Source organism: Micromonospora sp. NPDC005237 (assembly GCF_040607775.1).
Classification (GTDB): domain Bacteria; phylum Actinomycetota; class Actinomycetes; order Mycobacteriales; family Micromonosporaceae; genus Micromonospora.
In genome coordinates this window covers 14,988-40,483 of the sequence record NZ_JBEXHJ010000008.1, presented here as the reverse complement: position 1 = coordinate 40,483, position 25,496 = coordinate 14,988, and the positions used below count along the sequence as shown (strand labels likewise).

The 25,496-nt window shown below is 72.8% G+C and carries 27 protein-coding genes; 21 read left to right on the top strand and 6 right to left on the bottom strand.

Annotated elements, in window-relative coordinates; translation table 11 throughout:
- The first annotated feature begins 125 nt into the window (after window positions 1–125).
- Window positions 126–662 (top strand): HNH endonuclease, encoded by a 537-nt coding sequence (locus ABZT87_RS22070; RefSeq protein ID WP_354860605.1) that lies wholly within the window; start codon window positions 126–128, stop codon window positions 660–662.
- 64 nt (window positions 663–726) lie between these two features.
- Here ABZT87_RS22070 and ABZT87_RS22065 read toward each other — a convergent pair whose 3' ends face one another.
- Window positions 727–2,319, bottom strand: coding sequence for a DUF6194 family protein (locus tag ABZT87_RS22065; RefSeq protein WP_355137831.1), 1,593 nt, complete (start codon window positions 2,317–2,319; stop codon window positions 727–729).
- A 55-nt stretch (window positions 2,320–2,374) separates the two neighbouring features.
- Between ABZT87_RS22065 and ABZT87_RS22060 the strand changes: the two genes are divergently transcribed.
- Entirely contained in the window at window positions 2,375–3,154 is a 780-nt protein-coding gene (locus tag ABZT87_RS22060; RefSeq protein WP_355137829.1) for a TioE family transcriptional regulator, read from the top strand.
- On the opposite strand, the gene ABZT87_RS22055 is transcribed toward ABZT87_RS22060, so the two are convergent.
- The 3 genes from ABZT87_RS22055 to ABZT87_RS22045 form a co-directional block, all read right to left on the bottom strand.
- Window positions 3,100–3,873 carry a class F sortase gene (locus ABZT87_RS22055; protein WP_355138216.1) on the bottom strand — a complete coding sequence of 258 codons (774 nt, stop codon included), beginning with the start codon at window positions 3,871–3,873 and terminating at the stop codon, window positions 3,100–3,102. The two genes, ABZT87_RS22060 and ABZT87_RS22055, sit on opposite strands and share 55 nt — an antisense overlap.
- A 75-nt stretch (window positions 3,874–3,948) precedes the next feature.
- Entirely contained in the window at window positions 3,949–4,476 is a 528-nt protein-coding gene (locus tag ABZT87_RS22050) for a hypothetical protein (RefSeq protein WP_354860600.1), read from the bottom strand.
- 96 nt (window positions 4,477–4,572) lie between these two features.
- Complete coding sequence (locus ABZT87_RS22045) at window positions 4,573–5,037, bottom strand: Lrp/AsnC family transcriptional regulator (RefSeq protein ID WP_354860599.1); 465 nt, start codon at window positions 5,035–5,037, stop codon at window positions 4,573–4,575.
- Between the two features lie 148 nt (window positions 5,038–5,185).
- Here ABZT87_RS22045 and ABZT87_RS22040 point away from each other — a divergent pair, with 148 nt between their 5' ends.
- The 14 genes from ABZT87_RS22040 to ABZT87_RS21975 all read left to right on the top strand — a co-directional run bounded on the left by ABZT87_RS22040 (window position 5,186) and on the right by ABZT87_RS21975 (window position 18,279).
- A complete protein-coding gene (locus tag ABZT87_RS22040; protein ID WP_355137827.1) occupies window positions 5,186–6,088 on the top strand; it encodes a tryptophan 2,3-dioxygenase family protein in 903 nt (300 codons plus the stop codon).
- A 14-nt stretch (window positions 6,089–6,102) separates the two neighbouring features.
- Window positions 6,103–7,383, top strand: a complete 1,281-nt coding sequence (gene kynU, locus ABZT87_RS22035; protein ID WP_355137825.1) for a kynureninase — start codon at window positions 6,103–6,105, stop codon at window positions 7,381–7,383.
- The gene (locus ABZT87_RS22030; RefSeq protein ID WP_355137823.1) at window positions 7,380–8,717 is read left to right on the top strand and encodes an NAD(P)/FAD-dependent oxidoreductase; all 1,338 of its coding nucleotides are present in this window, start codon (window positions 7,380–7,382) and stop codon (window positions 8,715–8,717) included. Before kynU ends, ABZT87_RS22030 begins: the two co-directional genes overlap by 4 nt.
- A gap of 23 nt (window positions 8,718–8,740) precedes the next feature.
- A complete protein-coding gene (locus tag ABZT87_RS22025) occupies window positions 8,741–10,222 on the top strand; it encodes a 2-hydroxymuconic semialdehyde dehydrogenase (protein WP_355138214.1) in 1,482 nt (493 codons plus the stop codon).
- A 20-nt stretch (window positions 10,223–10,242) separates the two neighbouring features.
- The gene (locus ABZT87_RS22020; protein WP_355066179.1) at window positions 10,243–11,040 is read left to right on the top strand and encodes a fumarylacetoacetate hydrolase family protein; all 798 of its coding nucleotides are present in this window, start codon (window positions 10,243–10,245) and stop codon (window positions 11,038–11,040) included.
- The gene (locus ABZT87_RS22015) at window positions 11,037–11,972 is read left to right on the top strand and encodes an acetaldehyde dehydrogenase (acetylating) (RefSeq protein ID WP_355137821.1); all 936 of its coding nucleotides are present in this window, start codon (window positions 11,037–11,039) and stop codon (window positions 11,970–11,972) included. The genes ABZT87_RS22020 and ABZT87_RS22015 overlap by 4 nt, the downstream gene beginning before the upstream one ends.
- Window positions 11,969–13,027: a 4-hydroxy-2-oxovalerate aldolase gene (gene dmpG, locus ABZT87_RS22010; protein WP_355137819.1), complete on the top strand. Its 1,059-nt coding sequence runs from the start codon at window positions 11,969–11,971 to the stop codon at window positions 13,025–13,027. Before ABZT87_RS22015 ends, dmpG begins: the two co-directional genes overlap by 4 nt.
- A complete protein-coding gene (locus ABZT87_RS22005) occupies window positions 13,024–13,797 on the top strand; it encodes a fumarylacetoacetate hydrolase family protein (RefSeq protein ID WP_355137817.1) in 774 nt (257 codons plus the stop codon). The genes dmpG and ABZT87_RS22005 overlap by 4 nt, the downstream gene beginning before the upstream one ends.
- Window positions 13,794–14,216 carry a RidA family protein gene (locus ABZT87_RS22000; RefSeq protein ID WP_355137815.1) on the top strand — a complete coding sequence of 141 codons (423 nt, stop codon included), beginning with the start codon at window positions 13,794–13,796 and terminating at the stop codon, window positions 14,214–14,216. The genes ABZT87_RS22005 and ABZT87_RS22000 overlap by 4 nt, the downstream gene beginning before the upstream one ends.
- Window positions 14,213–14,737, top strand: a complete 525-nt coding sequence (locus tag ABZT87_RS21995) for a 3-hydroxyanthranilate 3,4-dioxygenase (RefSeq protein WP_355137813.1) — start codon at window positions 14,213–14,215, stop codon at window positions 14,735–14,737. Before ABZT87_RS22000 ends, ABZT87_RS21995 begins: the two co-directional genes overlap by 4 nt.
- Window positions 14,737–15,744, top strand: coding sequence for an amidohydrolase family protein (locus ABZT87_RS21990; protein ID WP_355137811.1), 1,008 nt, complete (start codon window positions 14,737–14,739; stop codon window positions 15,742–15,744). The genes ABZT87_RS21995 and ABZT87_RS21990 overlap by 1 nt, the downstream gene beginning before the upstream one ends.
- A gap of 308 nt (window positions 15,745–16,052) precedes the next feature.
- The gene (locus ABZT87_RS21985; protein ID WP_355137809.1) at window positions 16,053–17,516 is read left to right on the top strand and encodes an amidase; all 1,464 of its coding nucleotides are present in this window, start codon (window positions 16,053–16,055) and stop codon (window positions 17,514–17,516) included.
- Between the two features lie 72 nt (window positions 17,517–17,588).
- Window positions 17,589–17,885, top strand: coding sequence for a hypothetical protein (locus ABZT87_RS21980; protein ID WP_354860609.1), 297 nt, complete (start codon window positions 17,589–17,591; stop codon window positions 17,883–17,885).
- A complete protein-coding gene (locus ABZT87_RS21975) occupies window positions 17,872–18,279 on the top strand; it encodes a DUF5130 family protein (protein ID WP_354860579.1) in 408 nt (135 codons plus the stop codon). Before ABZT87_RS21980 ends, ABZT87_RS21975 begins: the two co-directional genes overlap by 14 nt.
- 154 nt (window positions 18,280–18,433) lie before the next feature.
- Here the strand turns inward: ABZT87_RS21975 and pepN are convergent, their stop codons facing one another.
- The gene (pepN, locus tag ABZT87_RS21970; RefSeq protein ID WP_355137807.1) at window positions 18,434–20,983 is read right to left on the bottom strand and encodes an aminopeptidase N; all 2,550 of its coding nucleotides are present in this window, start codon (window positions 20,981–20,983) and stop codon (window positions 18,434–18,436) included.
- A gap of 221 nt (window positions 20,984–21,204) precedes the next feature.
- Between pepN and ABZT87_RS21965 the strand changes: the two genes are divergently transcribed.
- The 4 genes from ABZT87_RS21965 to ABZT87_RS21950 all read left to right on the top strand — a co-directional run bounded on the left by ABZT87_RS21965 (window position 21,205) and on the right by ABZT87_RS21950 (window position 24,410).
- Complete coding sequence (locus ABZT87_RS21965; RefSeq protein ID WP_354860576.1) at window positions 21,205–21,828, top strand: disulfide bond formation protein DsbA; 624 nt, start codon at window positions 21,205–21,207, stop codon at window positions 21,826–21,828.
- A gap of 183 nt (window positions 21,829–22,011) precedes the next feature.
- A complete protein-coding gene (locus ABZT87_RS21960) occupies window positions 22,012–22,566 on the top strand; it encodes a hypothetical protein (RefSeq protein WP_355137805.1) in 555 nt (184 codons plus the stop codon).
- Between the two features lie 88 nt (window positions 22,567–22,654).
- The gene (locus ABZT87_RS21955; RefSeq protein ID WP_355066197.1) at window positions 22,655–23,854 is read left to right on the top strand and encodes a DUF1015 family protein; all 1,200 of its coding nucleotides are present in this window, start codon (window positions 22,655–22,657) and stop codon (window positions 23,852–23,854) included.
- Window positions 23,855–23,942: 88 nt separating this feature from the next.
- On the top strand, window positions 23,943–24,410 hold the full coding sequence (locus ABZT87_RS21950) for a ribose-5-phosphate isomerase (protein ID WP_354861770.1): 468 nt from the start codon (window positions 23,943–23,945) through the stop codon (window positions 24,408–24,410).
- A 15-nt stretch (window positions 24,411–24,425) separates the two neighbouring features.
- Here ABZT87_RS21950 and ABZT87_RS21945 read toward each other — a convergent pair whose 3' ends face one another.
- Window positions 24,426–24,767, bottom strand: a complete 342-nt coding sequence (locus ABZT87_RS21945; RefSeq protein WP_355066199.1) for a hypothetical protein — start codon at window positions 24,765–24,767, stop codon at window positions 24,426–24,428.
- A 182-nt stretch (window positions 24,768–24,949) separates the two neighbouring features.
- Between ABZT87_RS21945 and ABZT87_RS21940 the strand changes: the two genes are divergently transcribed.
- Window positions 24,950–25,495 (top strand): hypothetical protein, encoded by a 546-nt coding sequence (locus tag ABZT87_RS21940; RefSeq protein WP_354861766.1) that lies wholly within the window; start codon window positions 24,950–24,952, stop codon window positions 25,493–25,495.
- Window position 25,496: the final 1 nt, after the last annotated feature.

The window sequence follows — 25,496 nt, the reverse complement described above, 5'->3', positions numbered from 1 at the left end:
TCCGATCAGGGACTATTGGCGCAACGGACGTCGGTGATCGAGCGGGCGTCGACGGTGCGGGCCCTCGTGCCCAACTCCGGTCGGCGGCGGTTCGCAGCAGCCGCTGAACCGGGAGGGTGAGCGCGATGCCTGACATACGACCCACGGTGGGCTCCGGCGCGCTGGTCCTCAACGCCACCTACGAGCCCCTGTGTGTCGTGTCGGTGCGACGCGCCGCGATCCTCGTCCTCTCCGCCAAGGCCGTCTGCGTCGCCGACGGTGACGGCATCCTGCACAGCGCCCGCGACGCGCTGCCCGTGCCGTCGGTGGTCCGTCTGACCCGCTTCGTCCGGGTGCCCTACCGCACCCACGTCGGGCTGTCCCGCCGAGCGATCTTCGCCCGGGACGGCTGGCGGTGCGCCTACTGCCGAGGGCCGGCCGAGACCATCGACCACGTCTTCCCGCGCAGCCGGGGTGGGCGGCACGCCTGGGAGAACGTGGTCGCCGCGTGCGCCCGGTGCAACCACACCAAGGGCGACAAGACCCCGGCGGAGCTGGGCTGGCGGCTGCACGCCCTGCCGACCGCGCCGAAGGGCACCGCCTGGCGGGTCCTCGGGCACCGCGCTCCGGACCCGCGCTGGGCCGACTGGCTCGACCTGCGCGAGCCCGAAGCGGCCGCCTGACCAGTCTGCGCGAGCCCGAAGCGTCCGCCTGACCTGCCCGGCGGCGCGGAACCGCCGGTCGGGCTCAGTCCTGCTGCGCGGCCGCTCGGCGGGTCGCGCGCTCGTGCCGGTCGACCGCCCGGGTGTGCGCGACGGTCAACAGCCGGTCGATCTCGGGCAGCATCTGCGGCCCCGGCATCACGATGCTGGCGAAGCCGTACAGCGCGTACCCCGGGTGCGGCGTGACCGTGTCCAGCCGGGCGAAGTCGAAGGCGTCCCGGTGCTCCTCGAACGCCTTCGGTGGGAAGCCGAACATCCTCTCGAACTCGGCCCGGCCCAGGTCCAGGTTGAGGCGGAAGACGCCGGGGCGGTCCAGCTGCGCGGCTTCGTCGAAGCCGGGCACGTCGTGCTCGACGATGGTGGCGAACGGCTGGCGGCGGTCCGGGCCGACGTAGAAGAACCGGTCGCCCCAGGCGCCCTCGGGTGATCCGTCCTCCTCGCTCGCCATCACCTGCTCGACGTCGGGCAGCGCGCGGATCCGGTCGGCGAGCACGGTCGCGTCGACGCCGGTCGGGATGTGCAGCACCGCGTCGGCGTGGTCGATGGTGGCCTGGTCCAGCGGGAAGTAGCGGTAGTCGTGCGCTCGCCGCTCGGCCGGCCCGATCTCGGCCGCCCGGACGTACCCGGGGAGGGTGAGCTTCTGCTGGAGCCTGCCCTCGTAGGTCGACGCGGCAGGCACGTCGATGCCGAGCGCGGGGCTCGCGCCGAGGCTGCCGACGATCACCGCGTACCGCTCGCCCAGCAACGCTCCGACGATCGCGCCGGCACCGGCCCACGACACCTCCGTCGCGCCCACCGTCATCGTGCTCGGGTGGCGCTGGAGGTGCGTGTTGTGCGCGAAGACCAGCGTGGGTCCACGGTGTGCCTCGACCGCCCGGATCGCGAGCAGGTTCTCGGCCATCAGCGCGTCCCGGACCGCGGCCAGGTGGGCGAAGCGTTCCTCCTGGACCAGTGGCGCCGCGGCCGCCGCGTGGTAGCGCAGCACCGCGACCGCCGACGTGGCGTGGACGAATGCCGCAGGCCAGCCCTCGGGCCGTCGGTGCGCCCGCAGGTACAACTCGGTCAGCAGGTCGTCGGTGAGCACCCGCAGTCGCTGGGCGTCGGACGAGCGTCCGACCGACCGGCCCGGCTCCCAGATCGCGGCCGTGTCGCTCCAGCGGGCCTCGTCCCCGACGAGGTCGTCGATCTCGACCGACCGGTCGAGGTCGAGGTCGAGGAATTCGCACACCCGCAGCAGGTGACGCCGCGGGCTCGGGGCGCCCTCGATCTCCAGCGGGGCGTCGAAGCCATGAAATCTCAGGCGCTCGGCGGCGGGCCGTCCGTCGTTCCACTCGCGCATCCGCAGCAGCAGGTCACGGTTGGCCGGCGCGGCGCCGAACCCGTGGCTGAACCCCTCGGCGAGCGCGCGGTCGAGCGGCACGGCCGCGCCCTGCACGAACGCGTCGGCGAGCAGTCCCGCGGCCCGGTCGCTCTCCAGGGCGATCGACCGGTAGCCGTGCTCGGCCAGCGTCAGGAAGGCGTCGTTGCGGATCTGGAGGAACGCGGATTCACCGTGCGTCGGCTCGCCGAGCGCGAGCAGCGTCGGCGAGCCGGCAAGCAGGTCAACAAGGGTGGTCATTGCATCAACCGTATCGTTGCACCAGCGGTGGAGACTTCAGAGCGATGGAGCGCAGGTGACAACCACAAAACCCTCAAAGCCCGGGGTACGCCGACCGGTCGATCTCGCGCGCCGGCACGGACTGTCGGCGCAGGCCGTCCGCAACTACGAACGGGACGGCGTGCTGCCACCTGCCGAGCGCACCGCGACCGGGTACCGCCGGTTCACCGAGGTGCACGCCACAGCACTGAGCGCCTACCTCGCGCTCATCGTCGGTCACGGTCACGCGGCCAGCGGCGACATCATGCGCGCCGTCAACCGGGGCGAGATCGACACGGCGTTGCGCACGATCGACAGCGGTCACGCGCTGCTGCAACGCGACCGGGAGACCCTGGACGCGGTCGAGGCGGCGGTCACCACTCTCACCGCGAGGGAGCCCGCGCCGCAGGGCCGGAGAGCCGTGCCGATCAGCGTGCTCGCACACCGGCTCGGCGTACGACCCGCGACCCTTCGCAAGTGGGAGGCGGCCGGAATTCTGCGGCCGGAGCGCGACCGGGTGACCCGCCACCGCGTCTACTCGCCCGACGACGTCCGGGACGCGGAACTCGCCCACCTGCTGCGCCGGGGCGGGTATCGGCTCGACCACATCGCCGACGTGCTGCGACGGGTACGCGACGCCGGTGGCGCCGAACCGCTCGCCGCGTCGCTCGGCCAGTGGCGCCGACGGCTCACCGAGCGCGGTCGGGCCATGCTCACCGGGGCCGCCCGGCTCGCCGAGTACCTCGACGCCGGCGCCGGCGATCAACCACCGCGGGCCTTGACCAGCGAGGCGAAGACCACCAGGTTGTCCGAGTAGCCCCTCTCGCCGCCCACCCACCGGCCGCCGCAGGTGATCAGCCGCAGGCTGGGGCGGCTGAAGTCGCCGTACACCTCGTCCACCGGCAGTCGGTCCTTGTCGAACCGCTCCATCGAGTCCACCTCGAAGACCGCGACCCGGCCGTCGGAGCGGGTGACCTCGATCTGGTCTCCCGCGCGCAGTTCCCGTAGCTGGTGGAAGACGGCCGGTCCGGTGGTGGTGTCCACGTGTCCGACGATCACCGCCGGCCCGTACTGGCCGGGGGTGGGGCCCTGGTCGTACCAGCCGGCCTCCTGGGCGCGGCCCACGTCGGGCACGGCGATGGTGCCGTCCGGGGCGATGCCCACGTCGTGCAGCGGAGCCCGCAGGTCGATCTTGCTGATGGCGAGAGCGGTCGGGCGGCTGGCCGGCAGCACCGGGAACTTCTTCGGCGGCGGCCGCAGGCCGGCGCTGATCCGGTCCGGCAGCAGACTCACCCCGGTCACCTGCTCGACGCCCAGCATCGCCACGATCAGCACCATCAGCGTGGCCACGGCCAGGACCGGCAGTCCCGGCCCGGTGCCGAGCCGACGCCGGAGCAGCGGCGACCCGGCGGGACGGCTCGGCGGCAGCGGGCGGGCGTCCGGATCAGTGGTGGCGATGCTGGCGGACACCGCCTGCCCGGCGACCCGGCGCAGCCGAACCGAGACCCGGGCCACCAGCCGTCCGGAGGCGCGCAGGGCCGCTGCGGCCCGGAGGCGGGCACGGTGGTCCGACCGCGCACGCGCGGATCTGCGGGTCATGGCAGGTCCGGCTCAGGAGCCGGCTCCGGTCCGACGCCGACCGCCCACCATGCCGAGCGCGACCGCGGCGGCCACCACTGCCACGCCGCCGACGACCAGGATCGATCCGATGCCCCGGCCGCCCGCGGTGCCGCCGCCCCCCGTCGCCGGCCCCTTGCTGGGCGAGGCCATGTTCAGCACGGTCAGCATCGTCTGGGCCGTCTGGTTGTTCTGGCACCGCAGGTCGACCTGGTAGTCACCGGGTTCCTTGTTGCCCGGAACGGTGACCTCCCCCTTGAGGAAGCCGTTGTCCGGTCTGAGCACCACGCGCCCGAACGCGTCGGACTGCACGGTGGCCTGTCGATTGTTGCTGTTGTTGTTGTCGCAGCTCGCGCGGATCGTGACCCGGCTGCCCGCCGGGACGCTGTTCGGCGTCACCTCGACGAAGGTGTTCTCACCGGCACGCGCCGGTGCGACCGACAACAGGACGAACGCCCCGATGAGCCCCACCAGTGCCAGTGCGGACGAGAGTGCGCGGTTGATCGTGCGAAGTCCCTGCATGATTTCCCCCCAACCGGCGACGACCGCCGGAACCCTCCCCTGGGCACGCGGGCTGAGTTCCCGTTGGCCCGGAGGCAAACCAGCGGGCGGGCAGGGTCAGCGGCGGCGGGAGCTGGCACCGGCGGGCGGGAGCGGGGTGATCGGCTGCCAGTCCAGCGGGGACGACAGGACCATGGTGCTCGACGGCTGCCCGTACGGGGCGAGCCGGTCGATGACCGCCTCGAAGTCGCCGATCGAGCCGGCGGCCACCTTGAGCATGCTGCACGCGTCGCCGGTGATCCGGTGGATCTGGAGAATCTCCGGCCAGCCGGACACCTCCGGGTCGTGCAGGATGCACCGCGCGCCGTAACAGGACATCCGGATCAGGGCGACCACCGTACGGCCGGCCCGGGTCAGGTCCACGTGGGCGTGGTAGCCGGTGATCACCCCGGCCTCCTCCAGCCGGCGGACCCGCTCGGCGACCGCTGGTGGGGACAGGTGCACCCGGCGGGACAACTCACTGAAGGAGAGCCGGGCGTCGGCCTGCAACTCGCGCAGCAGCGCCCAGTCCATGTCGTCCACGCTCGAACCTTACTTTCGTGAACCGGATTCGCCCAGCTGCCTTCGGTTCGTCAGGTCAGGCCGACAAGTGCCGTTGATCCGGCATTCCGCAGGCCGATCCAGCCGCGAGATCATGGCGTCGGCAGCTTCGGGGGAAGGGAGACGACTGGTGGATCAGACGGACCGGCGGGCGCCGAACCGCGTCGCCACGGTACGACCGGTGACCCCGCGCCAGCGGGCAGCCCGCGCCGCGCGCAACGGCGGCGAGCCGACGCTGGAGTTCGCCGAGCTGGTGCCCTACGACGCGTACGTGCGGGCCACCGCCCTGCACCAGTTGCAGCAGCCCCTCAGCGACGACCCCGGCGAGATGTCCTTCCTCATGGTCAGCCAGATCATGGAGCTGTACTTCGGGCTGACCTGCCACGAGCTACGGGAGACCCAGCGTCTGTTGCGTGCCGACCGGATCTGGGACGCGCTGGCCCCGCTGCGCCGCGCCACCCTGCACCTGGAAGGGCTCAACGCCGCCTGGCAGGGCCTGCGCTGGATGACCCCGGCCGACTTCAACCGGTTCCGCAACCTGCTCGGCGAGGGCTCCGGCTTCCAGTCCGCGATGTACCGGCACCTCGAGTTCCTGCTCGGGCTGCGCGACCCGGCGCTGATCCGGCCGTTCCGCCGGCAGAGCGAGGTGCACGCCGCGCTCAGCGCCGCGCTGGCCGCCCCGAGCCTCTGGGACGACGTGGTCGCGCTGCTGGCCCGGCGCGGCTTCGACCTCCCCGCCGATCTGTTGAACCGGGACGTGGCGGTCGAGCACGACCCGCAGCCGGAGGTCGAGGCGGCCTGGGTGCGGATCTACGCCGACGGCGGCCCGGACAACCACCTGCGGCTGCTCGGCGAGGCGCTGAGCGGCGTCGCCGAGGAGTTCGGCGACTGGCGGTGGAACCACGTCAAGGCGGTGCAGCGGACAATGGGCGCCAAGGTCGGCAGCGGCGGCTCCGCCGGGCTGGCGTGGTTGCAGCGCAGCATGGCCCGGGTGGTCTTCCCGGAGCTGTGGTCGGCCCGCACCGCGATGTGACCGGAGAGCGAGACATGCACACCCCAGAGAGCGAGGCACACCGCCTCGACCAGGCCGACCCGGGCCACCGACACCTCTTCCATGTGCCGCCCGCCGACGGCGGCGACCACCCCGAGTCGGCGTACCTCGCCGGCAACTCGCTCGGCCTGCAACCCCGGGCCACCCGCGACGAACTCCTCGCCGACCTGGACGCCTGGGGGCGGCTCGGCGTCGAGGGGCACCTGGAGGCGGAACGCGCCTGGCTGCCGTACCACGAGCTGTTGACGGGCCCGGCCGCCCGACTGGTCGGCGCCCGGCCCGCGGAGGCCGTGGTGATGAACTCGCTCACGGTCAACCTGCACCTGCTGATGGTCAGCTTCTACCGCCCGGCCGGCGTCCGCACCCGCATCGTCATCGAGGACAGCGCGTTCCCCTCGGACAGCTACGCGGTGCGCAGCCAGGCCCGCTTCCACGGGCTGGACCCGGACGACACGGTGGTCCGGCTGCGCCCGCGTCCCGGCGAGGACGCGCTGCGCACCGAGGACGTCACCGGCTACCTGGCCGCCGAGGGTGACCGGGTGGCACTGGTGCTGCTGGGCGGGGTCAACTACCTCACCGGCGAGCTGCTGGACATCCCGGCGATCACGGCGGCCGGTCGGGCGGCCGGCGCGGTGGTCGGCTGGGACCTGGCGCACGCCGTGGGCAACGTGCCGCTCGCCCTGCACGACTGGGACGTCGACTTCGCCGCCTGGTGCTCCTACAAGTACCTGAACTCGGGGCCGGGCGCGCTGGCCGGCGTCTTCGTGCACGAGCGGCACCTCGGCGATCCCGACCTGCCGCGCTTCGAGGGTTGGTGGAGCACTGCGGCGGCGACCCGGTTCGAGATGACGCCGGTGTCCCGGCCGCCGTCCACCGTGGAGGCCTGGCAGATCTCCAACCCCCCGATCTTCGCGATGGGCCCGGTGCGGACCTCGCTGGAGCTGTTCGACGCGGTCGGCATGCCGGCGCTGCGCGCGCGCAGCCTCCGACTCACCGGCTGGCTGGAGTCACTCCTCGACGAGATCACCGCCGACCGGCCGCTGCGCGTGGTCACCCCGCGCGATCCGGCCCGCCGGGGTTGCCAGCTGTCGGTACGCGTCGGCGCCGGCAACGCCGCCGAGCTGACCAAGCGGCTGCGGCACGAGCACGGCGTCATCGCCGACGCCCGGGAGCCAGACATCGTCCGCTTCGCCCCGGTGCCGCTCTACTCCACGTACCTCGACTGTTGGCGGGCCGCCGCCGCACTCGCCGCCACCGTCGGGCCGGTGACCCCGTGACGAAGCGGCGCGACGAGATCGCGATCATCGGCGCCGGCCTGGCGGGCTGCCTGGCCGCCTGCTTCCTGGCCCGGCGTGGCTACCCGGTCGCCCTCTACGAGCGTCGGCCGGACCCGCGTGCCGGCGCGGCCGAGCGGGGACGCTCGATCAACCTGGCGCTCTCCGAGCGCGGGTTGGACGCGCTGCGCCGGATTGGCCTGGCCGAGCAGGTGATGACCGACGCGCTGCCGATGCGCGGCCGGATGATCCACCCGGTCGAGGGGCAGCCGCAGTTCCAGTCGTACAGCGCGGCCGGTGACCGGGCGATCAACTCGATCAGCCGGGGCGCACTCAACAACGCCCTGCTGGACGCGGCCGCCGCGCTGCCCGGGGTCCGGATCGTCTTCGACCACCGGCTCGTCGGGCTCGATCCGGCCGACGGCGCCCTGAGCTTCGACACCCCGCAGGGCACGGTTGGCGCGAAGGCGTCGGTCGTGTTGGGCGCCGATGGCGCCGGCTCCGCGGTACGCGGACAACTGCTGGCGTACGGGCTGCTGCGCGAGAGCGTGGACTTCCTCGACTACGGCTACAAGGAGCTGACGATTCCGCCGCTGGGCGGCGACTTCGCCCTGGATCCGGACGCGCTGCACATCTGGCCGCGGGGCACCTCGATGATGATCGCGTTGCCGAACCCGGACCGGTCCTTCACCTGCACGCTGTTCTGGCCCAACGACGGCGACGGCAGCTTCGCGTCGCTGACCAGCCCGGCCCAGATCGAACGGCACTTCACCGAGCACTACCCGGACGTGGTCCCGCTGGCCCCGAACCTGGTCGACGACTACCAGCACAACCCGGTGGGCGTGCTCGGCACGGTGCGCAGCGCTCCCTGGCAGGTCAACGGGACTGTCGGCCTGCTCGGCGACGCGGCCCACGCCATCCTGCCGTTCTACGGCCAGGGCGCCAACTGCGCCTTCGAGGACGTCGTCGAGCTGGACCGCTGCCTCGACGAGTGTGCCGACGAGTGGTCGGCGGCGTTGCCGCTGTTCCAGCGCCGCCGGCAGGAGAACGCCGAGGCCATCGCGCAGATGGCGCTGACCAACTTCGTGGAGATGCGCGACAAGGTCGCCTCGCCGGTGTTCCAGACCCGGCGGCGGGTGGAGCACGCACTGGAACGGGCACTGCCCGGCCGGTACGTTTCCCAGTACGAGCTGGTGTCCTTCTCCACCACCCCGTACGCCGAGGTGCGCCGCCGGGTCCGCCGGCAGCACCGGGTGCTCGGCGCGGTCGCGGGTGGGGCCGCGCTGCTGCTGGTCGGCGCGATCGGCGCTGCACTGAGCCGAGGGAGGCGCGCATGACGGGCACCTGGGATCCGCGACTGATGGCCGGCCACGCGCCACGTGGCCCCCAGCGGCTGCGCAACTTCGTGGGCGGCGAGTTCGTCGACGGCGGGTCGACGTTCACCAAGGTCAGCCCGGTGACCGGCGAGCCGGTCTTCGAGGTGGTCGAGGCGGCACGGTCCACGGTGGACGACGCGGTGGCCGCCGCCCGCGCGGCGCTGCGCGGGCCGTGGGGCCGGATGGGGGAGCGGGAGCGCGCCGAGGTGCTGCGCCGCGTCGCGGACGAGCTGGAACGTCGCTTCGACGATCTGGTCACCGCCGAGGTCGCGGACACCGGCAAGTCCATCGCCCAGGCCCGCACGCTGGACATCCCGCGCGGCGCGGCGAACTTCCGGGCGTTCGCGGAGATCGTGGCGACCGCGCCCACCGAGTCGTTCACCACGGTCACCCCGACCGGCGGCCGGGCGCTGAACTACGCCGTCCGCAAGCCGGTCGGCGTGGTCGCGGTCATCGTGCCGTGGAACCTGCCGCTGCTGCTGCTCACCTGGAAGGTCGCCCCGGCGCTCGCCTGCGGCAACGCCGTCGTGGTCAAGCCCAGCGAGGAGACGCCCGCCTCGGCGACGCTGCTCGCCGAGGTGATGGCCGCCGCCGGCGTACCGGACGGGGTGTTCAACCTGGTGCACGGCTTCGGACCGGACTCGGCCGGCGAGTTCCTCACCCGCCACCCGGGCGTCGACGCGATCACCTTCACCGGCGAGTCGGCCACCGGCGGCGCGATCATGCGGGCCGCCGCCGACGGCGTGAAGGCGGTGAGCTTCGAGCTGGGCGGCAAGAACGCCGGCCTGGTCTTCGCCGACGCCGACCTGGACGCGGCGGTGGCCGGCTCGATGCGCTCCAGCTTCACCAACGGCGGGCAGGTGTGCCTGTGCACCGAGCGCATCTACGTGCAGCGCCCGGTCTTCGAGGAGTTCACCGCCCGGCTGGCGAAGCGGGCCGGCGAGCTGGCGTACGGCTGGCCGACCGACGAGGCCACCGCCACCATGCCGCTCATCTCCCCGCAGCACCGGGCAAAGGTGCTCGGCGCGTACGAGCTGGCCCGCGCCGAGGGCGCCGAGGTGCTCACCGGCGGCGGCACGCCCACCTTCGGCGACGCCCGTGACGGCGGGTCGTACGTGCAGCCGACAGTGCTCACCGGTCTCGGCCCGGATGCCCGCACCAACCGGGAGGAGATCTTCGGCCCGGTCGTGCACGTGGCGCCGTTCGACACCGAGGACGAGGCGTACGCCCTGGCGAACGGCACCGAGTACGGCCTGGCGGCGACCGTGTGGACCCGGGACGTGGGTGTCGCGCACCGGGCTGGGATCCGGCTGGACGCCGGCATCGTCTGGGTCAACACCTGGTTCCTGCGGGACCTGCGCACGCCCTTCGGTGGGGTGAAGGCGTCCGGCATCGGCCGCGAGGGCGGCGTGCACTCGTTGAACTTCTACTCCGAACTCACCAACGTCTGCGTGGACCTGTCGTGAGCCGTAGCGAGGGAGCGGGCATGGAAGCCGACATCGAGGCCGCCAACCGGGAGCTGGCCGAGGCCCGCAGCACCGGCAAGCCGTGTCCGCCGCTGCGCGGTCGGCTGCTGCCGGAGGGCGACGTCGAGTCCGCGTACCGCGTGCAGCAGCTCCAGGCGCGGGCCTGGCAGGGCCGCGGTGAACGCCGCGTCGGCGCGAAGATCGGGTTGACCTCCCGGGCGGTGCAGGAGACCTTCGGGGTGTTCCAGCCGGACTTCGGGATGCTTACCGACGCGATGGCGGTCGGCGACGGGGTCGAGGTGCCGATCGACCGGCTGCTCCAGCCGCGGGTCGAGGCGGAGATCGCGTTCGTGCTCGACAAGGATCTCGCGGATCCGCAGATCACGACCGTCGACCTGATCCGCGCCGTCGACCACGTGCTGCCGGCGATCGAGATCGTCGACTCGCGGATCGCCGGGTGGGACATCTCCATCGTGGACACGGTCGCCGACAACGCCTCCAGCGGGCTCTTCGTGCTCGGCACCACGCCACGCCGCCTCGCCGACGTCGACCTGCGGCTGTGCGGAATGGTGCTGGAGCACGCCGGTGAGCCGGTCTCGGTGGGCGCGGGCGCGGCCTGCCTGGGCAACCCGCTGCACGCCCTGCACTGGCTGGCGAGCACCCTCGCCCGCGCCGGTGACCCGCTGCGCGCCGGGGACGTGGTGCTCTCCGGGGCGCTCGGCCCGATGGTGCCGGTCACCCCGGGCGCCGCGTACGAGGCCCGGATCTCCGGCCTCGGCTCGGTACGGACATCCTTCAGCGACAGGGGCGGGCAGTGACCACTGACGTGGCGGTGCTGGGATCGGGAAACATCGGCACCGACCTGATGATCAAGGTGTTGCGGCTGAGCGACAGCCTGCGGATGGTGGCGATGGCCGGCATCGACCCGGCCTCCGACGGCCTGGCGCGCGCTCGCCGGCTCGGCGTCGCCACCACCGCCGACGGAGTGGACGGGCTGGTCGCGATGCCCGAGTTCGCCGACGTCGAGCTGGTCTTCGACGCCACCTCGGCCGGCGCGCACCGACGCCACGACGAGGTGCTGCGCGCACACGGCCGGACGGTGGTCGACCTGACCCCGGCCGCGCTCGGCCCCTACGTGGTGCCGCCGGTCAACCTCGACGAGCACCTGCACGAACCGAACGTCAACATGGTGACCTGCGGCGGGCAGGCCACCGTGCCGATCGTCGCCGCCGTCCGCCGGGTCACCCCGGTGGCGTACGGGGAGATCGTCGCGTCGATCGCGTCGAAGTCCGCCGGGCCGGGCACCCGGGCCAACATCGACGAGTTCACCGAGACCACCGCTCGCGCCATCGAGGTGGTCGGCGGTGCGGAGCGGGGCAAGGCGATCATCGTGCTGAACCCGGCGGACCCGCCGCTGCTCATGCGCGACACCGTCTACTGCCTCTGCCCGGACGTCGACGCCGACACCGCCGCCATCGCCGCCTCGGTGGCGGACATGGTGGCGACGGTCCAGGAGTACGTCCCCGGCTACCGGCTCAAGCAGGACGTGCAGTTCGACCGCGTCGAGGCGTACGTGCCGACGCTCGGGCGGCAGCTCACCGCGTTGCAGGTGTCGGTCTACCTGGAGGTGTCCGGGGCGGGCCACTACCTGCCGGCGTACGCCGGGAACCTGGACATCATGACCTCCGCCGCGCTGCGCGCCGCGGAGCGGCTGGTCGCCAGGCGTCCTTCGGAGGTGACCGCGTCATGACCGACCTGTACATCCAGGACGTGACGCTGCGCGACGGCATGCACGCCATCGCCCACCGGTACACCGTCGAGCAGGTGCGCACCATCGCCGCCGCCCTGGACGCCGCCGGGGTGGCCGCGATCGAGGTGGCGCACGGCGACGGGCTCGCCGGCTCCAGCGTCAACTACGGCCACGGCGCGGCCAGCGACGCCGAGTGGATCTCCGCCGCCGCCGAAGTGCTGACGAACGCGAAGCTCACCACCCTGCTGCTGCCCGGCATCGGCACGATCGCGGACCTGCGGGCGGCGAAGGCGCTCGGCGTGACAAGCGTCCGCATCGCCACGCACTGCACCGAGGCGGACATCTCCGCCCAGCACATCTCCTGGGCCCGGGAGAACGGCATGGACGTCTCCGGGTTCCTGATGATGTCGCACATGAACGATCCGGCCGGGCTCGCCGGGCAGGCCAAGCTCATGGAGTCGTACGGGGCGCACTGCGTCTACGTCACCGACTCCGGCGGCCGGCTGCTGATGTCCGACGTGGCGCAGCGGGTCGACGCCTACCGGCAGGTCCTCGACCCGGAGACGCAGATCGGCATCCACGCCCACCACAACCTGTCGCTCGGGGTGGCCAACAGCGTGCTCGCCGTCGAGCACGGCCGCATCCTCGGCGCCGGGCCGCTCGGCTCGCCGTCCGGCCGGACCGTGCGCGTCGACGCCTCCCTCGCCGGCATGGGCGCGGGCGCCGGCAACGCGCCGCTGGAGGTCTTCGTGGCGGTCGCCGAGCTGCACGGCTGGAAGCACGGCTGCGACGTGTTCGCGCTGATGGACGCCGCCGACGACATCGTCCGCCCATTGCAGGACCGGCCGGTCCAGGTCGACCGGGAAACGCTCTCCCTGGGGTACGCGGGCGTCTACTCCAGCTTCCTGCGGCACGCCGAGCGGGCCTCGGACCGCTACGGCGTCGACGTCCGGTCGATCCTGGTCGAGCTGGGCCGCCGTCGGATGGTCGGCGGCCAGGAGGACATGATCGTCGACGTGGCACTCGACCTGGCCGGCAAGGAGCAGCAGTCATGATCGGCGTGGACATCACCGGGATCGCCGACAAGCTGGGCGCGGCGGCCGACACGGCCACCGCGATCGGTCAGCTCGCCGCCGAGACCGGTCTCGACGTGGACACCGCGTACGGCGTGCAGGCAGCGCTGGTGCAGCGCCGACTGGAACGCGGCGAGCGGCTGGTCGGGCTGAAGATGGGGCTGACCAGCAGGGCGAAGATGGCCCAGGTCGGCGTGGACGAGGTGATCTGGGGGCGGCTCACCGACGCGATGCGGGTGCCCGACGGCGGTGCCGTGGACCCGGCCGCGTACATCCATCCCCGGGTCGAGCCGGAGGTGGCGTTCCTGCTGGACCGGCTGCCGGAGCCGGGCGAGCCGGTCGGCGACTTCGCCACGGCGGTCCGCGCGGTCGCCCCGGCCATCGAGCTGATCGACTCCCGGTACGCGGATTTCCGTTTCTCGCTGCCGGACGTGATCGCCGACAACACCTCGGCCGCCGCGTTCGTGGTCGGGCCGTGGTCGTCGGTGCCGTCGGGGCTCGACAACCTGGGCGTGCTGCTGGAGGTCGACGGGCGGGTGGCCCAGGTCGGCTCGACGGCGGCGATCCTCGGCGATCCGCGGCGGGCGCTCGACGAGGGCATCCGGCTGGCCGGCCGACACGGGGTGCGGTTGCAGTCCGGCTGGGTCTTCCTGGCCGGCGCCGCCACCGCCGCGGTGCCGCTGCGTCCCGGTGCCCATGTCCGCGCCGTCGTCGAGAAGCTCGGCACGGCTTCGCTGCGGGCGTCGTCGTGACCGCCCGGGTGGTGGCCGGAAAGGCCGTGCCACGGGGGGCTTTTCCGCACGTCAAGGTCGCGGGTGGGTTCGTCTTCGTCTCCGGTACGTCGTCGCGACGGCCGGACAACAGCTTCGCCGGTGTCGAGGTCGACGCGTTCGGCACGACGAACCTCGACATCCGGGTGCAGACGCGGACCGTGATCGAGAACATCGGCGATCTGCTGCGCTCGGTCGGCGCGGACCTCACCGACCTCGTCCAGGTGACCACGTACCTGGTCAACATGAACGACTTCGGTGGTTACAACGAGGTGTGGGCGGAGTTCTTCGACGCGTCCGGACCGACCCGCACCACGGTGGCGGTGCACCAGTTGCCGCACCCGCACCTGCTCATCGAGATCCAGGCCGTGGCCCTTCTTCCCTCGGGAGGTCAGTCGTGAGTGAGATCGCCGAGCCGTTCAGCTTTCCGGGCTGGATCGCGGAGAACCAGCACCTGCTGAAGCCGCCGGTGGGCAACAAGGAGATGTTCCCCGGCGGGGACGACTTCATCGTGATGGTGGTGGGCGGGCCCAACCAGCGCACCGACTTCCACGTGGACCCGTACGAGGAGTTCTTCTACCAGGTCAAGGGCAACATGCACATCAACCTGATGACCCCCGAGGGTCCGCGTACGGTGCACGTGCGCGAGGGTCAGATGTGGATGCTGCCGCGCAACACCCCGCACTCGCCGCAGCGACCGGAGGCCGGCTCGATCGGTGTGGTCGTCGAGCGCGTCCGCGAGGAGGGCACGCTGGAGACGTTCCAGTGGTACTGCCCCGAGTGCGGAAACCAGGTGCACGAGGTGGAGTTGCAGGTCCGCGACATCGCGGCCGACCTGCCGCCGGTGTTCCAGGCGTTCTACGCGGATGAGCAGGCACGCACCTGCGCCAACTGCGGCACTCTGCACCCGGGCAAGGGCTGATGCCCGCTGGTGTCGTCGACGTGCACACGCACGTCGTACCGAAGGGGTGGCCGGACCTCGGCGCGGCGTGCGGCGGGTCCGGCTGGCCCTGGTTGCGGGTCGACTCCGAGCGCGCCGCCATGATCATGGTGGGGGAGACGGAGTTCCGTCCGGTCGGCGCCGAGTGCTGGGACGCGTCGACGCGGCTGGCCGACATGGACGCCGACGGCGTGGCCGTGCAGGTGGTGTCGCCGACGCCCGTCTTCTTCAGCTACGACCGTCCGGCCGACCAGGCGGTGAAGGTCGCCCGGATCTTCAACGACCTCACCCTGAAGGTCACCGCGGCCGGCGGTGACCGGCTGGTGCCGTTCTGCCAGGTGCCCCTGCAGGACCCGGACGCCGCCTGCGCCGAGCTGGATCGCAGCCTGGCCGCCGGGCACGTCGGCGTGGAGATCGGCAACCACGTCGGCGACCGGGATCTGGACGACGCCGGGGTGGTCACCTTCCTGCAGCACTGTGCCGAGGTGGGTGCGCCCGTCTTCGTCCACCCGTGGGACATGCCGGACGGCCCGCGTCTGAACCGCTGGATGGCCCGGTGGCTCACCGGGATGCCCGCCGAGACGCACCTGTCGGTGCTGGCGATGATCCTGGGCGGCGTCTTCGACCGGGTGCCCGAGACGCTGCGGATCTGCTTCGCGCACGGCGGCGGCAGCTTCCCGTTCTGGCTCGGCCGCGCCGACAACGCCTGGCACCGACGTGGTGACCTGGTTCGGGGCGCGTCCGTCGCCCCGCCCAGCAGTTACGTCGACCGGTTCAGCGTCGACTCGGTGGTCTTCGCGCCGCCCGCGCTGCGGCTGCTGGTCGACACGATGGGGGAGGACCGGGTGCTGGTCGGCAGCGACTACCCGTACCCGCTGGGGGAGCGGCCGGCCGGTGCGGTCGTCGACGCGGCCGACTTCCTCACCGACGCCCAGCGCGACAAGCTCCGATCCACCAACGCCCTGCGCTTCCTGCACGGGCGGCGCTGACGGCGTACCCGTGGTAGTGCCCCCGGACGACGGACGGCCGCGACGGGCCGACGGACCCTGTTCTGTTGCCTTTGCTCTGCTTCAATCCACGCAACACCACGTGTCCGATAAACGGACATCGGCTGTTGCCTCCGTTGAAGCAGAGCAAAGGACGCCGGCAGGAGTCGGCCCGCCGCCGGGCGGGCGACCGGTGAGGGGGGTTGCCTCCCGACACGGCCGGTTCGGTATCGGGAGCAGTACCCTCCGCCGCGAAGGGCGACCGCCGTGTCGACCCGCCGACAGCCGCTCCCACCGGGCAGGATGAGGACATGGCCGAGCCGCACGACCTGACCGCGCTGGAACAGGCCGCCGCCATCGCCCGCGGCGAGCTGTCCAGCGTCGAGCTGGTCGAGCACTCCCTGCGCCGGGTGGCGGCGCTCGGCGACACCGTGGGCGCGTTCGTCACCGTCACGCCGGACCTCGCCCGGCAGGCCGCGCGCGCCGCCGACGCGGTGCCCGTCGAGGGGCGCGGCCCGCTGCACGGCGTGCCGACCGCGATCAAGGACCTCACTCTCACCGCCGGGGTACGCACCACCTTCGGCTCGGCGGCGTTCGCCGACTTCGTCCCGCCGGTCGACGCCGACGTGGTCCGGTTCATCAAGGCCGCGGGCCTCGTCAGCCTCGGCAAGACGACCACCTCCGAGCTGGGCTGCTCGCTCTACTCGGAGGGCCGTGTCGCACCGCCGGCCCGCAATCCGTGGCAGCTCGCGTACACCGCCGGTGGGTCCAGCGGCGGCGCGGCGGCGGCGGTCGCGGCCGGGCTGGTGCCGATCGCGCAGGGGTCCGACGGCGGCGGCTCCCTGCGCATCCCGGCGTCGCTCTGCGGCCTGATCGGCTACAAGCCCAGTCGTGGCGTGGTCTCCGGCGGGCCGCTCGGCTCCGGCGCGTTCGGGCTGCCCACCAGCGGTCCGCTCGGGCGGACCGTCGCCGACGTCGCCGCGCTGCTCGACGTCATGGCCGTGCCGGTGCCGGGCGAGCCCTACCTGCCGCCGCCCGCGCCGCCCGGTGGATACCTGGCCGCCGCCCGCCGGGCCGAGCCCGGCCGGCTGCGGATCGGCCGCTTCACCACGCCGATGCTCGCCGACGAGCCGGTGCACCCCGACTGCGTGGCCGCCGTCGACCGGGCCGCCGCCCTGCTCACCACCGCCGGCCACGAGGTGGTCGAGGTGCCGCCGCCGCTCGGGCCCCAGGCGTGGCCGCTGTTCGAGATCATCTGGTACGTGCTGGCACTCGCCCCCGTGCCCCCGCACCGCGAGGCGGAGCTGCTGCCGCTGACCCAACTGCTGCGGGCCCGGGGCGCCAGCGTCTCCGCGGGCGCGCTGGCCGCCACCCTCGGCGAGCTGCAGGCGCAGGTACGTCTCGGCGCCGCCCGCACCGCCGGCTGCGACCTGCTGCTCTGCCCCACCCTGGCCGCACCGCAGGCACCCGTCGGCTGGTTCACCGCCGACGGCGACCCGGCGGCCGATTTCGACCGGCAACGCCGCTTCTCGCCCTACTGCGCCATCTTCAACGTCACCGGCGATCCCTCCATGTCCCTGCCGGTGGGCGCCACGGCCGACGGCCTGCCCGTCGGGGTGCTCCTCACCGGCCGGTACGGCGACGACGCGCGGCTCATCGCGACCGCTGCGCAACTGGAGCACGCCAGTGACGGATGGGATCGGCACCCCGCAATCTGGCGGGCCGTCGACTCCGCTAACGTGAATGGTGACGGAGTTGGCCGGTCACCATCATGATCGTCCATCCGACCCGATTGTTCGAGGTCCTTCTTCCGCCTGGGGGCGTTGGGATTGTCTGTTACCGAGACGTTGCTGGTCTTCGTCGGCATCCCGGTGGCCGCGGTGCTGGTCATCGCCGGCCTGTCGTACGCCGGTAGCCGCGGGAGTGCCACCGGCGGTGGCGGTGGCGCCAAGCGCTACCGGCCGGGCCGGCCCTTCGACTTCACTCCGGTCTGGTTCCTGGGCCGCCCGGAGCAGCTGGCCGACTCGGCCGGCACCGCGCTGACCGCGGGGGCGCAGGCGCCCGCGCTGACCAGCCACAAGCTAGAGCAGGCCAGCGTCGAGGCGCCGGCCGGTGGAACCGGAGGCGCAAGTGACCGTTGGTGAGAAGCAGACCGGGACGGAGAATCCGCCCGAGGTGCTGGACGGGCCGTTCTCGACCCGCCAACTGCTGCGCATCGACGAGGCCCTGCGCCTGGCCGACCAGGGCACCGGCCTGGTCTTCTCGGTGTTCGTCGGCGGCCTCGACGAGCCGATCCGTGAGCACGCCCAGCGGCTGCACCGCCAGCTCGCCGAGCCCGACAAGTCGGTGCTGATCGCCGTGTCGCCCAACCAGCGCCAGCTGGAGATCGTCACCGGGCGGTACGCCCGCAAGCGCATCCCCGACACGTACGCCAAGCTGGCCGCGCTCTCCATGGCCGGCGCGTTCAGCGGCGGCGACCTGGCCGGCGGCATCATCAACGGCCTCGACCAGCTCGCCAGCCACGCCGGCAAGGGCTGAGCCCTTTCTCGTACGTCGAAGCCCGACCCGCCGCACGGCAGGTCGGGCTTCGTCGCGTTGCGTGCCGTTGCAGCGCGCCAGGTCAGCGATATGGGGGTGTCCGCGCGGGCGGACACCTCCATATCGGCGATGTCGAGTCGATCAAGCGAGCTGGTCAGCTCTGCTGGGCGTCCTTCGCGCGGGCCTTGAGCGCCCGCACCACACCGTCGCGGCCCTCGGCGACCAGTCGACGCAGCGGGCCGGGGTTGCCGTCACCGGCCAGCCACGCGTCGGTGGCCGCCACCGTGTCGTCGTCCACCAGGTACGTCGGGTACGCCAACTGGGCGAACTCCTGCGCCGGCTCGCTGTCCCGCGTGGCCCACACCTGGCCGACCGCCGCGAAGTACTTCTCCCGGTACGGGGCGACCAGCTCCACCTGCGCCGGGTGGGCGAAGCCCTGCAACAGCGCCCGGTGCCGCCAGTTCGGCAGCGCGTCCGGGCCGGTCAGCAGCGCCCACACGGCCGCCTTGTTCTCCGCCGTCGGCACCAGCGCGTGCGCGTACGCGGCCTCCCGCTCGCCGCTGGCGGTGCGGTCACCGGCCAGCTCCGCCTCGATCTCGGCGGCACCGGCCGCGCCGTTGGCCACCAGCGCCCCGAGCACCGTCCAGCGCAGCTCGGTGTCCACGGTCAGCCCGGCCGGCACGCCGGTGCCGTCCAGCCAGCCGCGCAGCGTGGCCAGGTCCTCTTCGGACCGGGCGGCCGAGGTGTACGCCCGGGCCCAGGCCAGCTGGAAACCGCTGCCCGGCTCGGCGGAGGCGAGCGCGTCCTTCGCCGTACGAGCCAGCCCCGCCCAGCCGGTGGCCGCCCACGCGGGGTCGGCGTAGAGGGTGAGCGCGGTGGTGGCCTGGCGCAGGGTGGCGGTCACCAGGTTGATGTCGGTCTCCGCGGACAGCCCGGCCAGCACCAGCGCCACGTAGTCGCGGGTCGCCAGCTCGGCGTCTCGGGTCATGTCCCACGCGGCCGTCCAGCAGAGGGCGCGGGCCAGCGACGAGTCGAAGCCGCCGATGTGCTGCACCACCGTGGCCATCGACCGGTCGTCGAGGCGCAGCTTGGTGTAGCTCAGGTCGTCGTCGTTGAGCAGCAGCACGTCGGCGGCTCGAACGCCGCGCAGGTCGGCGAGGTCGGTCCGCTCGCCGGTCACGTCCACCTCGTAGCGTTCGCGGCGGACCAGCCGTCCGTCGGTCAGGTCGTACAGGCCCACGCCGATCCGGTGGGTGCGCAGCGTCGGGTACGCCGCCGGCGCCTCCTGCCGGACGACCACCTGCTCGTACGTGCCGTCGGCGCCGATGGTCACCTCCGGCCGCAGCGTGTTGACCTGGGCGGTCTCCAGCCACTGCGCGGCGAACTTGCGCAGCTCGCGGCCCGAGGCCGCCTCCAGCTCGGTGAGCAGGTCGTCGAAGGTGGCGTTGCCCCAGGCGTGCTTGCCGAAGTACGCCCGCAGCCCGGCCACGAACGGCTCCTCACCCACGTACGCGACGAGCTGCTTGAGCACGCTCGCGCCCTTGGCGTAGGTGATGCCGTCGAAGTTGACCTCGACGGCCTCCATGTCCGGCATCTCGGTGTAGACCGGGTGCGTGGAGGAGAGCTGGTCCTGCCGGTAGCCCCAGTTCTTCCGGATGGACAGGAACGTCGTCCACGCCTCGGTGAACCGGGTGGCGTTGGTGTTGCACCAGTGGCTGGCCCACTCGGCGAACGACTCGTTGAGCCACAGGTCGTTCCACCAGCGCATGGTGACCAGGTCGCCGAACCACATGTGGGCCAGCTCGTGCAGGATCGTGTTGGCCCGCTGCTCGTACTCGAAGTCGGTGACCTGGGAGCGGAACAGGTAGTGCGACTCGGCGTGCGTGACGCAGCCGAAGTTCTCCATCGCGCCGGCGTTGAAGTCGGGCACCCACAGCTGGTCGTACTTGGGCAGCGGGTAGCGCACGCCGAACTTCTGGTGGAAGAAGTCGAAGCCCTGCTTGGTGATGAGGAACAGATCGTCGGAGTCCAGGTACTGAGCCATCGACGCCCGGGAGAACACCCCCAGGTCGATGCCGTCGTGGCTGTCGCGCACCTCGTGGTACGGGCCGGCGCACAGCGCCGTGATGTACGTGCTCATCCGCGGCGACTCGGTGAAGTGGAGGGTCTTGAGCCCCTCGCCGGCCGGCTCCTCGCGCTGCACCGGCATGTTGGACACCACCCGCCAGTGCTCGGGGACGGTGGCGTGCCAGGTGTAGACGCTCTTCAGGTCGGGCTGGTCGAAGCAGGCGAACACGCGCTGCGCGTCGGCCGTCTCGAACTGGCTGTAGAGGTACGTCTCGCCGTCCACCGGGTCGACCGTGCGGTGCAGTCCCTGCCCGCTGTTGGAGTAGGCGAAGTCCGCGTCGACGACCAGGGTGTTCTCGCTGTCCAGCCCGGACAGGGTCAGGCCCTTCTCAGCCGACCAGTCGGACAGGTCCACCGGGGCGCCGTTCAGGGTGGCGGACCGCACCGACTCGGCGGCCACCTCGATGAACGTGCTCGCCCCCGGTTCGGCGCAGCGGAACCGGACCTCGGTCGTCGAGGAGAACGTGCGGCCGTCGGCCGCCAGCACGGCGGTCGACAGGTCCAGACTGATGTCGTACCCGGTCACCTCGAGCAGGCGTGCCCGCTCGGTCGCCTCGACCTGCGTCAGGTTACGCACTCCCGGCACTGTTCGTCTCCATCCCACGTCTCGCCGTACGCCCGGCGGCGCCCGTCTGCCGACCGCTCGTGACGTCCGGCCCGATCCGAGTCTTCCACGTACGGGCAGCCGGCGGTGGGCGAGGTCACGCTCTCATTCGGGTGCCGGTCGATGGGCCGTGGGGTGAGGATCGAGGTGAGACGCCGGACTACCGGCGTCACCCGTCGCGAAGGGACCTCACCGTGACCGATCGTGTCACCGCCGACATGTGGTTCGACCCGATTTGCCCGTGGGCGTGGATCACGTCCCGCTGGCTGCTGGAGGTCGAGCAGGTCCGCGAAGTGGACATCCGCTACCACGTCATGAGCCTGTCCGTGCTCAACGAGGGCAGGGACCTGCCAGAGCAGTACCGGGAACTGATGGACAACGGCTGGGGCCCGGTGCGGGTGTGCATCGCCGCCGAGCAGCGCTACGGCAGCGACGCGCTGCGCAAGCTCTACACCGCGCTGGGCACCCGCATCCACCTCGGTAAGGAGCAGCTCGGGCCGGAGCTCTACGTCGCCGCGCTGACCGAGGCCGGCCTGGACCCGGCGCTGGCCGCCGCCGCCGACAGCACCGAGTACGACGAGGCGCTGCGGGCCAGCCACGAGGCCGGCATGCGCCCCGTCGGGCAGGACGTCGGCACCCCGGTCGTCCACGCGCCCGGCCCGGACGGCAGCCCGGTCGCGTTCTTCGGCCCGGTGATCACGCCGCGCCCGAAGGGCGAGGCCGCCGGCCGGCTCTGGGACGGCGTCCTCCTGGTCGCCGGCACGCCGGGCTTCTACGAGCTGAAGCGCACCCGCGAGCAGTCCCCGATCTTCGACTGACCGCGACCGCCACGCGCCCCCGTCCGGTCCCCAGCTCGTGGGACCGGGCGGGGGCGCGCCGCGCCGGGTGGTGGGTACGCCTCGCGGTCACAGCGTCACCGCTGGGCGGGCGGCGTCGTTTCCCTCGGTGTCCGCCGCAGCGACCCGCAGGGCCGCACCCCGCAGCTCGTGGAGGCAATCCCGATGGCCAAGCACCGTGCGTCCGGTGACGATCAGTTGACCCGACAGGGGGTGATCGAGACTCCCGGCGCGGCGTACTGGTCGGTAGACGACTCCCGCTGGCCGACGGTCCGCCCCGACCTTCCCGCCCACGTGGTGGACCTGCTCGCCCCGCCCATCGTGGTCGGCGTGGCCCGGGTGCCGGTCACCTCGCGGCTGACGCCCGCACCGGTCACACCGGCGCCAGCGACGCCCGTCGTGTCGACGCCGGTGGTGCCGGTGGCGCCGGAGTCGGTCGTACCGTCGGCCGTGGAACCGGTCGTGGTGGCTGCCGCGCCGGCTGAGCCCGCCCCGCCCCCGCCGGCACCCACCGCCCCGCGTCCCGTGCCGACGCCGCCGCTGAACCCGCGACCCGTTCCGGCGCCACCGCCGGAACCGCGTCCCGTGCCGGGACCGCCGGCCGCACCCCGGCGCAACGCCATCACCGGGCCCGTCGCGAACGGCCGGCGCGGCAACGCCGGACCGGTCGTGGCCGGCCGACACCGGCGGCACAACGGCGCGTCCGGCCGCGCCGGCTGACATCACGTCCGGGCCCGGCACTTTCATCTGGTGGACGCCGCGCGGGTCCCCGTCGCCGGCGACGTCGCCGCCGGTAGCGTCAGTGGGCATGACGGTCGTACATCCGATCGCCCGGGCCTGGATCACCACTGGCGGCACCGGCGCGCAGAACTACGACGAGTTCGCCGACGACGCGGAGATCACCGCGATCATCGAGGCGAACCCGCACAGTGCCCTCGGCATCGAGATGCCGCATCGGGCCCCCGGCAGCCTGGGCAAGTCGTTCCTCGACGCGCTGCCGGACTCGGTGGCCCGCCTCGCCGAGGCCAAGGCCGACGGCAGTTACACCCCCGCCGAGCAGGTCATCGTGCTGTACCGGATCAGCGCCCCGGGCGAGGAGCCGGCGTACGGGCTGTTCGCGATGGTCGACACCGACCAGATCTCCACCCGGGCCGACGAGCCGGGCCTGGTCATCCGCAACGAGGACGTCTTCATCGCCAAGGTGCGCGAGCGAGTCGCGCTGGCCGATGCGCTGGGTCACCTGCTCTCACCCGTACTCCTGCTGCAGACCGGGAGCGGCGACGAGCTGCACGCCGCGCTCGCGGCGGCGACCGACGCGGCCGGGGTGCCCGCCGCGACCGACACCGACCAGGCGGGGCGCACCCACGCCATCTGGCTGGTCGGCCCCGGCCCGGAGCAGGACGCGCTGACCGCTCTCGCCGGTGGCGGCGAGCTGGTCGTCGCCGACGGCAACCACCGCAGCCTGGCCGCCCAGACCGGCGGGTTGTCGCGCTTCCTGGCCGTGGTCACCACCCCCGCGTCGGTGGCCATCCAGCCGTACAACCGGCTGGTCAGCGAGCTGACCACCACGCCGGCCGAGCTGCTCGACCGGTTGCGCGCGGCGGGGGCCGAGGTCGAGCCCATCGACGGCCCGGTCGAGGTGCCGGCGGCCGGCGGCACCGTCCACCTCCGGCTGGCCGGCCAGGGGTACGCGGTGCGCCTGCCCGCCACCGCCGACGCCCGCCTGGAGAACCTGGATCACGCCCTGGTCGAGCGGCTGCTGCTGCGCGACGCCCTGGGGTTGGATCCGGGCGACAAGCGGATCACCTACGTGGGCGGTGACTACCCGGCGAGCTGGCTCACCGAAGAGGTCGACGCCGGGCGGGCCGAGCTGGCCGTCCTCATCGCGCCGGTGACCGTGGCGGACTTCGTCGCGGTGAACCTGGCCCGGGAGAAGATGCCCCGCAAGAGCACCTGGTTCACCCCGAAGGCGCGCGGCGGCCTGGTGGTCGCCGAACTGCCGCGCTGAGTGACCATCCGCCCGACCGTGTGACGAACCCTGCTCTCCGACGCCGCCCCTGCGGCGTCGGAGAGCGCGGCCTGACAGACTGCCCGGTATGCGCGTCTACCTGGGATCCGACCACGCCGGTTTCGAGTTGAAGGTGCACCTGGCCAATCACCTGGCCAAGCAGGGGTACGACGTGGTCGACGTCGGCCCGCACAGCTACGACCCGGACGACGACTACCCGACGTTCTGCCTGCACACGGGTGACCGGGTGGTGGCCGACGAGACCTCCCTGGGGGTGGTCATCGGCGGGTCCGGCAACGGCGAGCAGATCGCCGCGAACAAGGTCGTCGGCGTACGCGCCGCGCTGGCCTGGAGCGTCGAGACGGCTCAGCTCGCCCGCCAGCACAACGACGCGAACGTCGTCGCGGTGGGCGCCCGCCAGCACACCCTGGACGAGGCCACCGGCATCGTCGAGGCGTTCCTGAACACGCCGTTCTCCGGCAACGAGCGGCACGCCCGCCGGATCATCCAGGTCGCCACGTACGAGCAGACCCGGGAACTGCCCGACCTGCCCTGACCCGGGCCGCCGCCCTCAGCGCGGCGAGCGGGGCAGCTCCTCGCGGGGCACCCAGTTGCGGCGGACGACGACCACCCGGGCCTCCGCCTCGGCAAGGTCGTCGTCGGTGGGCCGGGCGGCGTCGCGGGCCCGCAGCGCGGCGCTCAGCCCCACCTGGGACGAGCCGGAGCCGACCAGCCCCCGTAAACCCCGCTCGCCGTCGCGGTCGTCGCCGCCGGGCCCCCGACGCCGCGGCGGCGACTCCACGCCGTCGTGTACGCCGGCCGTGCTGACCGTCGAACCGTCGGCGCCGCGCCCGGCCGGGTCGGAGTCGGACTGGTGGCGCAGCCGTCGCCTGCGTCGCTCCGGATCACCCATCAGCCGACCGTACCTCGCCCGGTGTGGAATTCGGCACGTCGTGCCGGGTTCGCGCCGGACGGCGGTCGGCGACCGATTTGCCGGCTGGCTACCCTCGGATTCGGGCGGTGATCGTGCCGCCGGTCGGGTTCGCCGGCTGGCTCCTCGAATTCGGGGGTGCCGCCGGTCAGGGGGAGGACGAGATGGCAGACCAGACGCAGCCGTGGGCGGAGCGAACCGTGGAGGTCCCACCGCAGGCCGGCGTCGGGGTGCCGCCGCAGCGGGACGGGTTCCGCCGGGGTGTGGCGCCGGTGGGTCAGCCGCGTAACCCACGGACCGAACCGTTTCCGGTGGTCGAGCAGGAGCCGACCGGTACGGGCTGGCCGGGGGAGCCGGCGGCGCGCCGGCCGTTGAGCTGGCGCCTGGCCCAGTTACGTCGCGGCGGCGAGTGGAGCGCGGCGGGTGGCCTGTTCGCGTTCGTGTGCTGGGGGATCTGGGCGCTCTCCGGTGGCGGCGATCTGTCGGGCCCGCTGCTGGTGCTCGTGTTGAGCCTGCTGGTGGCGGTGGGCCTGTTCGCGCTGGCCCGGGTGATCGGTCGGTTGGTGCTGGAGCGGCAGCTCGGGCGGGTCCGGCGCAGCGCGCGGGGGGCACACCTGGCCACCGCTGTCTTCCTCGTCGGTCTCGGCGTGGCCTGGCTGCAGCAGACCGAGTGGGTCGTCTCGGCCTGGAACTGGATCACCTCGAACTGAA

What these genes read in the sequence shown, in the direction of transcription:
- ABZT87_RS22070 (WP_354860605.1), top strand. Translation starts at nt 126, where the DNA reads ATGCCTGACATACGACCCACGGTGGGCTCCGGCGCGCTGGTCCTCAAC.
- ABZT87_RS22065 (WP_355137831.1), bottom strand. Translation starts at nt 2,319, where the DNA reads ATGACCACCCTTGTTGACCTGCTTGCCGGCTCGCCGACGCTGCTCGCG.
- ABZT87_RS22050 (WP_354860600.1), bottom strand. Translation starts at nt 4,476, where the DNA reads ATGCAGGGACTTCGCACGATCAACCGCGCACTCTCGTCCGCACTGGCA.
- kynU (WP_355137825.1), top strand. Translation starts at nt 6,103, where the DNA reads ATGCACACCCCAGAGAGCGAGGCACACCGCCTCGACCAGGCCGACCCG.
- ABZT87_RS22025 (WP_355138214.1), top strand. Translation starts at nt 8,741, where the DNA reads ATGGCCGGCCACGCGCCACGTGGCCCCCAGCGGCTGCGCAACTTCGTG.
- ABZT87_RS22020 (WP_355066179.1), top strand. Translation starts at nt 10,243, where the DNA reads ATGGAAGCCGACATCGAGGCCGCCAACCGGGAGCTGGCCGAGGCCCGC.
- dmpG (WP_355137819.1), top strand. Translation starts at nt 11,969, where the DNA reads ATGACCGACCTGTACATCCAGGACGTGACGCTGCGCGACGGCATGCAC.
- ABZT87_RS22005 (WP_355137817.1), top strand. Translation starts at nt 13,024, where the DNA reads ATGATCGGCGTGGACATCACCGGGATCGCCGACAAGCTGGGCGCGGCG.
- ABZT87_RS21990 (WP_355137811.1), top strand. Translation starts at nt 14,737, where the DNA reads ATGCCCGCTGGTGTCGTCGACGTGCACACGCACGTCGTACCGAAGGGG.
- ABZT87_RS21985 (WP_355137809.1), top strand. Translation starts at nt 16,053, where the DNA reads ATGGCCGAGCCGCACGACCTGACCGCGCTGGAACAGGCCGCCGCCATC.
- ABZT87_RS21960 (WP_355137805.1), top strand. Translation starts at nt 22,012, where the DNA reads ATGGCCAAGCACCGTGCGTCCGGTGACGATCAGTTGACCCGACAGGGG.
- ABZT87_RS21955 (WP_355066197.1), top strand. Translation starts at nt 22,655, where the DNA reads ATGACGGTCGTACATCCGATCGCCCGGGCCTGGATCACCACTGGCGGC.
- ABZT87_RS21950 (WP_354861770.1), top strand. Translation starts at nt 23,943, where the DNA reads ATGCGCGTCTACCTGGGATCCGACCACGCCGGTTTCGAGTTGAAGGTG.
- ABZT87_RS21945 (WP_355066199.1), bottom strand. Translation starts at nt 24,767, where the DNA reads ATGGGTGATCCGGAGCGACGCAGGCGACGGCTGCGCCACCAGTCCGAC.
- ABZT87_RS21940 (WP_354861766.1), top strand. Translation starts at nt 24,950, where the DNA reads ATGGCAGACCAGACGCAGCCGTGGGCGGAGCGAACCGTGGAGGTCCCA.